The organism is Microbacterium sp. (assembly GCF_031988965.1).
Lineage (GTDB): Bacteria > Actinomycetota > Actinomycetes > Actinomycetales > Microbacteriaceae > Microbacterium.
Genome location: NZ_DALZXX010000135.1, coordinates 396 through 7,889, shown reverse-complemented (window position 1 = coordinate 7,889; position 7,494 = coordinate 396). Strand labels below are relative to the sequence as shown.

Sequence of the window (7,494 nt, the reverse complement as noted above, 5' to 3'; positions counted from 1 at the left end):
GGCTCGGGGTGAGTTCGACACGGTGGCTGACCGACTGGCGGCGACGACCGCGCAGATCCACTCCGCGCTCGTGCTGATCGATGCCACGTCGGAACTGAGCCGCCGGGCGGAGGTCGCCGCTGCGGCGGCAGCCGAGCGGGATGCTGCGCTCGAGGCCTCGGCGTTCGACGATGTGGCCGCCGCAGAGCTGGCGCTCCGGTCGCCGTCCGCGATGACCGCCCTCGAGAATCGTGTCACTCAGCACGCGGTGCAGCGCGAGAAGGAGCGGGCGATCCTGCTCGACCTCGAGCTGCGCACGCTCCCTGAGGATCCGATCGACCTCGAACCCGCTGAGCAGGAGTCCCGATCCGCCCGACTGAGGTGGACGACGGCGGTCGACGACGCCGGAAAGGCCGCGGGCGTGGCCGAGCGGCTCACGGCGACCATCGATGCCGCGGCGTCCGAGCACGCGAAGACCGCCGACGAGGCCGCCGACTACGAGATCCTCCGCGGCCTCGCCGACACCATCGCAGGGCGCGGGGCGAACACCCGAAAGATGACGCTCGAGACTTTCGTGCTCGCCGCTGAACTCGAGGAGATCGTCGGTGCGGCCAATCGCCGACTCGGTGACATGTCGACCGGGCGATACCAGCTCCGGCACTCGGATGCGCTCGCGGCCCGTGGCGCGGCGTCAGGGCTCGGCATCGTCGTGTTCGATGCGTTCACCGGCCAGACCCGGCCTGCGCAGTCGCTCTCAGGAGGAGAGACCTTCCTCAGCTCTCTCGCCCTGGCGCTCGGCCTGGCCGAGGTCGTCACGGCGAGGGCGGGCGGAATCCGTCTCGACACGCTCTTCATCGACGAGGGGTTCGGGTCTCTCGACGGCGACACGCTCGACGTCGCGATGCGCACACTCGACGAGCTGCGACAGGGCGGACGCACCGTCGGCGTGATCAGCCACGTCGAGGCGATGCAGGAGCAGATCCCGGCTCAGCTCCGCGTGCGTGCGACGTCGGAGGGACCGAGCGTCATCGAGTCGCGCTGACGTCCACGCGGCAGAACGTCGAACACGCCGCCGCGAAGAACGATCGGATGATGCCCGACCTCAGACGCCGTACTCGCGACGGATCACCTCGCGCAGCTGCACGCTGCACCGCGCGATCGCCTCGCGGAAGTCGACGAGCGCGCCGTCCTCGGCACGATCGGAGATGGCGCGGAACGCGCGGATCGGCACCCCGAACTGCTGCGCGACCCAGATGTACGCGTAGGTCTCCATGTCGACCAGTCCCGCACCGGACGGTCGGATGACAGCCGTGATCCCGGCATCTCCGACGAAGCTGTCGCCGGTTGCGATCAGCACCCCCTCGCGGCCGGTCGACACGCGCGCAGGCAGAGACACATGCTGCCCGGCGACGCCGTCGAGGTCGAACACGTCGTGCTGCAGGGCGCTGCCGATCTCGTGCGCGGTCGCCTCGAGTTCAGGGTCGATGCCGCCTGCGGTCCCGACGACCACCACCTCGGAGTACTCCTTGGCGTCGAGCGCGCGGGTGAGCGCGAAGACGGCCTGCATCTTGCCCTCGCCGGTCACGAGCCGGTCGAACCCCTCGAGCTCCTCGGGGAAGGCTGCGAGTTCGGAGGCCATGGCTGCGACGAGAAGTTTCACCCCGCCATCCTGCCAGTTCGATCGAGCGCCGCGAAGTCGCCCGCGCGCCACCGGCGTCATCTCGGTGTAACACTGGGGGAGGATACTGATGTCGGGTAGACCGGAGGAAGACATGTCCCTGCAGCAGCAGATCTCTGAAGCACTCGGTGTGAAGTCCGAGATCGACCCCGAGGTCGAGGTGGAGCGCCGCGTGGCCTTCCTCGTCGACTATCTGCGCGCGACCGGCGCGAAGGGCTTCGTGCTCGGCATCTCGGGCGGTCAGGACTCGACGCTCGCCGGGCGTCTGGCGCAGCTCGCCGTCGAGCGCGTGCGCGCCGAAGGCGGAGAGGCGAAGTTCCTCGCCGTGCGCCTGCCGTATCGGGTGCAGAAGGATGCGGCCGACGCCGAGGCTGCGCTCGAGTTCATCGCCCCGGACTCCTCGGTCGAGGTGAACATCCAGAACGGCGTCGACGGTGTCGAAGAGGACATCGAGTTCGCCGTCACGAGCGACATCAGCGACTTCAACCGCGGGAACATCAAGGCGCGCGTGCGCATGGTGACCCAGTATGCGCTCGCCGGGCACGACGGTCTCATCGTCATCGGCACCGACCACGCGGCCGAGGCCGTGACGGGCTTCTACACGAAGTTCGGTGACGGAGCGGCCGACATCCTGCCGCTGTCGGGACTCAGCAAGCGCCAGGGCCGCTCGCTGCTTCTGCTGCTCGGCGCTCCGGACCGACTCGCCTTCAAGACTCCGACCGCAGATCTGCTCGACGGTCAGCCCGGACGGGCCGACGAAGACGAGCTGGGGCTCACGTACGAGCAGATCGACGATTTCCTCGAGGGCCGTGAGGTCGACCCCGAGGTCGCGGGAAGGATCGAGTCGCGGTATCTGGCGACGCAGCACAAGCGCAATCTCCCGGTCACGCCCGACGACACCTGGTGGCGCTGACCCACGGCTGAAGGCCCGTGTCGGATGCCGCGGCTAGTGTCGAAGCATCCGAGAGAACGGGAGCATCGTGCGGATCGACACTCAGGCGCAGCGCGTCATCTGGAGCGCAAGCGACCTCAAGGCGGCCGCCGAATGCGAGTTCGCCTGGTGCCGCGCGATCGATGCGAAGCTGGGCCGTGTCCCTGCGGTCGAGGAGCCGGAAGATGCGACGCTCGCCCGCGCAGCGCGCCTCGGTGATGTCCACGAGCAGAACGTCCTCGCCCGGTACATCGACGAGCTCGGGTCTGCTCGCGTCCACCGCATCGAGAAGGTGTCGTCAGTCGACGCCCAGGCACTCGCGGACGCCGTCGACGAGACGGTGCGAGCGTTGCAGTCCGACGCGGTGGTCGTGTTCCAGGCCGCGTTCGCGACGCCCGAGTTCGTCGGGTTCGCCGACTTCCTGAAGCGAGACGACGACGGCCGCTGGCGGGTGCAGGACTCGAAGCTCGCGCGCAAGGCCCGGGTGACCGCTCTCATGCAGCTCGCGGCATACGTCGACCAGCTCGACCGTCTGGGCATCCCGCGTTCCGACGAGGTCGACCTCATCCTCGGCGACGGCTCGATCAGCACCCACGCCGTCGACGACCTGCTTCCGCTGTTCCAGGTGAGGCGAGCGCGCCTGCGTGCGCTCATCGCCGACCGCAGGATCGATGACCCGTCGTCCGACGCGGCCCTCGCCTGGGGCGACGACCGAGGTGACCTCGAGATCGTGGCGTGCGGTCGCTGCGCGACGTGTGAAGAGCAGGTGATCGCTCATCGCGATCTGCTGATGGTGGCCCGGATGCGCCCCGTGCAGCGGGCGCGGCTGCGGGCTGCGGGCATCGAGACGATCGACGCTCTGGCGACCGCGACCGCGACCGCGTCACCGGAGGGGATGAACGTCGACACCTTCGAGACGCTGCGCGCGCAGGCGCAGCTGCAGCTCAGGGCGGATGCCGAGGGGACGCCGACCTACGACGTGCACTATGCCGCGGCGATCCACACGCTGCCGGTGCCGAGCCACGGTGACATCTTCTTCGACTTCGAGGGCGACCCCCTCTACACCGAGCCCGCGCCGGACGGTGAGGCGCACTGGGGGATCGACTACCTCTTCGGCTGGGTCGACAACGCCGATCAGTACACCGCCCTGTGGGCTCATGACTTCGCTGCGGAGCGCGAGGCTTTCGAGCGGTTCCTCGACTTCGTGAAGCTGCGTCGAGCGGCGCATCCTGGCATGCACATCTATCACTACGCGCCTTACGAGACATCTCACCTGGTGGCCATGGCGGCGCGTCATGGCGTGCGCGAGGGAGAGATCGATCGGCTGCTGCGCGAGGGCGTCTTCGTCGATCTCTATCCGATGGTGCTGCGAACGGTGCGGGTGGGGTCGAGGTCGTACTCGATCAAGAAGCTCGAGCCGCTGTACATGGGCGAGGATGTGCGCACGAGCGACGTGCAGAAGGGCGACGACTCGATCGTGCAGTATGTCGCCGCGAAGGAGCTGGCTGCCGCGGGGGAGCAGGCAGAGGCTGATGCGGTGTTCGCGGACCTGGCCGACTACAACCGCTACGACTGCGTGTCGACCAGGCGGCTGCGCAACTGGCTGATCGAGATCGCGAAGAAGGAGGGCGTCAACCCCGCGCCTCCCGACGAGGCCGACGAGGTGATCTACGAGCCGTCGCCGCGGTCGGTCGCCCTGCTCGCCGATGCCGAACGGGCGGTCGACGCCGGCGAGGACGGTCAGGTGCATCGCATCGCGGCCGCCGCCATCGACTACTTCCCGCGCGAGGCGAAGAGCTTCTGGGTGTCGCATTTCCAGCGCCTCCGTGAGCCCGTGACCATGTGGGACAGCACGCGTGACGTGGTGCGGATCGACGGCACGTCGTCGATCGTGCAGCGCGACTGGAGCGTCGCGGAGGGGCGTCGCGTGATGTCTCGCGACCTCGAGGTCCGCGGCGAGGTGTCTCCCGGGACCACGCTCGGTGTCGGGTCGCAACCCTTCGCGCTGTACCCGGTGCCGGCGCCGTTCGACACCGAGGTGCCGTCGCGTGCCGTGCACGTTCCGCACACGGTCACGGTCTCCGAGGTGCTCGACGACGGGTACCTGATCACCGAGACCGCGATCCAGGGTCAGACCTGGGATGAGCTGCCGCTCGCGCTGACGCCGGCGGCACCCCCGCGCGTCGTCTCCCTGCAGGGAGCGATCGACGACTGGGCAGACACGGTGCACGATGCGGCCCCGCGTTTCCCGCGCGATGCCGCGACCGACATCCTGCGCCGCATCCCCCCGCGGACGGTCTCCGGGGACCCTCTGCCGGTGGCGGGCGATGACACGATCGATGCGATCGTGCAGGGCATCCTCGACCTCGACCGCAGCTACCTCGCCGTGCAGGGGCCTCCGGGAACGGGCAAGACCTACACCGGCTCTCAGGTGATCGCGCGCCTCGTCAACGATCACGGCTTCCGCATCGGCGTCGTGGCGCAGTCGCACGCGATCATCGAGAATCTGCTCGAGCGAGTGGTGGCCGACGGAGTGCCTGCGGCGCAGGTGGGCAAGGCTCCGAAAGACCCCTCCGCAGACACGGCGTACACCGTCATCCCGAAGAACGGCATGGCGTCGTTCCTGGGCGAGCACGCCCAGCACGGCGCGGTCGTCGGGGGAACCGCGTGGGACTTCAGCAACACCTCACGCGTCGACCGAGGCGGCCTCGACCTGCTCGTGGTCGACGAGGCCGGCCAGTTCTCGCTCGCGTCGACGATCGCCGTCGCCGCCGGTGCCCAGCGACTGCTGCTGCTCGGCGATCCGCAGCAGCTTCCGCAGGTCAGTCAGGGTGCGCACCCCGAACCCGTCGACACCTCGGCACTGGGATGGGTCATGGACGGTGACGCAGTCGTCAGGCCCGAGTACGGCTACTTCCTGGCGAGGTCGTGGCGCATGCATCCGTCTGTCGCGGCGCCGGTCTCGAAGCTCGCGTACGCAGGCCAGCTCGCCTCGGCGCCCGGCACCGAGCTGAGATCGCTCGACGGCGTCGCCCCGGGGCTGCACGTCGTCGCTCTGCGGCACCGTGGCAACGCCACGCAGTCGCCGGAAGAAGCGGCGCAGGTCGTCGCGCTCGTGCGGGACCTCGTCGGACGCACCTTCACGGACAACGACCCGGATGCCACGGCGAGGCCGCTCGCGCAGAGCGACATCATCGTCGTCGCGCCGTACAACGCGCAGCGTCAGATGGTCCTCGACGCGCTCGCTGCGGCGGGGTACGCCGATGTGCCGGTCGGCACCGTCGACAACTTCCAGGGCAAGGAGGCCGTGGTCTCGATCACGTCACTCGCCGCGTCCAGCGGACGCGATGCCCCGCGAGGGCCCGAGTTCCTGCTGTTGCAGAATCGGCTGAACGTGGCGATCTCGCGAGCCCAGGTCGCGGCTTATCTGATCCATTCACCGGCGCTCCTCGACGATCTTCCGAGAACGCCCGAAGGGGTCGCGCGTCTCAGCGCCTTCGCCCGACTCGTCGGCGCGGCAGGCTGAGAGGTCTTCCATGCACACGATCGATGAGATCCTCCGGGCATCCGCCGCCTGGGTCTGGTTCCCTCGCGACAGTGAGGAGCAGAAGGAGCACCTGCAGCTCGTCCGGTATCCGGCTCGGTTCGGAGGCGGGGTCAGGGGCTCTCAGGTCGACTCGGCGGCCGACGCCGCCACCGTCGTGGATCATGCCCTCGAGCGCACTCGTCGCTGGGGCGAATCCGAGCTGCGGTTCTGGACGAACGCGTCGGACACCCCCGACATCGAGCACGAGCTGCGTCGCCGCGGCGCCGAGCACTTCGACACTGTCGCGGTCTTCGCGCGGGAGATCGACGGACTCTCGGTAGACGTTCCCCCCGGGGCGACAGCGGAGGTCGTTCGCTCGATCGACCAGGTGCGCGAGGTCGATTCCGTCAACGTCCCGGTCTGGGAGCAGGCGCCCCTCGACGAGGCCGGGCTGGTGACGGAGCTCGCCGAGGTCACCGAGGCATTGGACGCGCGCACCGGCTTCCGTGTGCTCGGCCGCCTGGACGGCGACGCGGTCAGCACCGGCGGCTGTACGGTCGTCGACGGCTTCGCCCGGCTCTGGGGCGCGGCGACTCTCGAGCGGTCTCGGGGGCGCGGAGCCTATCGCGCGGTTCTCGCAGAGCGATTGCGCGTGAGCGCCGAGATGGGGGCGACCACCGCACTCGTGAAGGGTCGCGTCTCGACGTCCGCGCCCATCCTCGCTCGGACGGGCTTCATCCATCACGGCGATGAGCGGGGATATCTGCTTCGCATCTGATCGCGTGAGCACCGAGAGCGTGCCGCAGGCCTGCGAGCACGGAGAGCGTGCCGCAGAGTTCAGAGTCCGCGGTGCGCAGTCGCCACCGAGAACAGAGCGCCACCGAGAACAGAGCGCCTCCGAGAGCAGAGCTCGTCCGGACTCCGAGGCGCCGCTGAACTCAGACCGTGCCGTACAGGCGGTCTCCGGCGTCGCCGAGACCCGGGACGATGTAGCCCTTCTCGTTCAGGCGCTCGTCGAGAGCGCCGAGTACGAGCGTCACGTCGCGGTCACCGACCAGCGCCTCGATCGCGGCGACACCCTCCGGTGTGCCCAGCAGGCAGATCGCCGTGACGTCTTTGGCTCCTCGGTCGAACAGGAACTGGATCGCGGCGGCGAGCGAACCGCCGGTCGCGAGCATCGGGTCGATCGCGAAGCACTGGCGGTCGCTCAGGTCGTCGGGAAGACGCTCGGCGTAGGTCGTCGGCTCGAAGGTCTCCTCGTCGCGGACCATGCCGAGGAAGCCGACCTCTGCGGTCGGCAGAAGCTTCACGAGGCCTTCGAGCATGCCGAGGCCCGCGCGCAGGATCGGAACGACGATCGGGCGCGGTTCGGAGATCTTC

At 69.1% G+C, this 7,494-nt stretch carries 6 protein-coding genes; 4 read left to right on the top strand and 2 right to left on the bottom strand.

Annotation, left to right across the window (positions count from 1 at the left end; all coding sequences use genetic code 11):
* A partial coding sequence (locus RTM68_RS15550; RefSeq protein ID WP_312172614.1) for an SbcC/MukB-like Walker B domain-containing protein occupies window positions 1-1,021 on the top strand: 1,021 nt, incomplete at its 5' end.
* 60 nt (window positions 1,022-1,081) lie between these two features.
* Here RTM68_RS15550 and RTM68_RS15545 read toward each other — a convergent pair.
* Entirely contained in the window at window positions 1,082-1,639 is a 558-nt protein-coding gene (locus tag RTM68_RS15545) for a nucleoside phosphorylase (RefSeq protein ID WP_312172612.1), read from the bottom strand.
* 112 nt (window positions 1,640-1,751) lie between these two features.
* On the opposite strand from RTM68_RS15545, the gene nadE reads away from it, so the two are divergent.
* The 3 genes from nadE to RTM68_RS15530 all read left to right on the top strand — a co-directional run bounded on the left by nadE (window position 1,752) and on the right by RTM68_RS15530 (window position 6,892).
* Window positions 1,752-2,570 carry an ammonia-dependent NAD(+) synthetase gene (nadE, locus tag RTM68_RS15540; protein ID WP_194762848.1) on the top strand — a complete coding sequence of 273 codons (819 nt, stop codon included), beginning with the start codon at window positions 1,752-1,754 and terminating at the stop codon, window positions 2,568-2,570.
* A gap of 67 nt (window positions 2,571-2,637) precedes the next feature.
* On the top strand, window positions 2,638-6,114 hold the full coding sequence (locus tag RTM68_RS15535; protein ID WP_312172608.1) for a TM0106 family RecB-like putative nuclease: 3,477 nt from the start codon (window positions 2,638-2,640) through the stop codon (window positions 6,112-6,114).
* 10 nt (window positions 6,115-6,124) lie between these two features.
* The gene (locus RTM68_RS15530) at window positions 6,125-6,892 is read left to right on the top strand and encodes a hypothetical protein (protein WP_312172605.1); all 768 of its coding nucleotides are present in this window, start codon (window positions 6,125-6,127) and stop codon (window positions 6,890-6,892) included.
* Window positions 6,893-7,052: 160 nt separating this feature from the next.
* Here the strand turns inward: RTM68_RS15530 and upp are convergent.
* Window positions 7,053-7,494: uracil phosphoribosyltransferase (upp, locus tag RTM68_RS15525; protein ID WP_312172602.1), on the bottom strand; the 442-nt coding region annotated here is incomplete at its 5' end.

Bases quoted from the DNA above. Each gene is read 5' to 3' on its own strand.
- nadE (WP_194762848.1), top strand. From the start codon at position 1,752: ATGTCCCTGCAGCAGCAGATCTCTGAAGCACTCGGTGTGAAGTCCGAG.
- RTM68_RS15530 (WP_312172605.1), top strand. From the start codon at position 6,125: ATGCACACGATCGATGAGATCCTCCGGGCATCCGCCGCCTGGGTCTGG.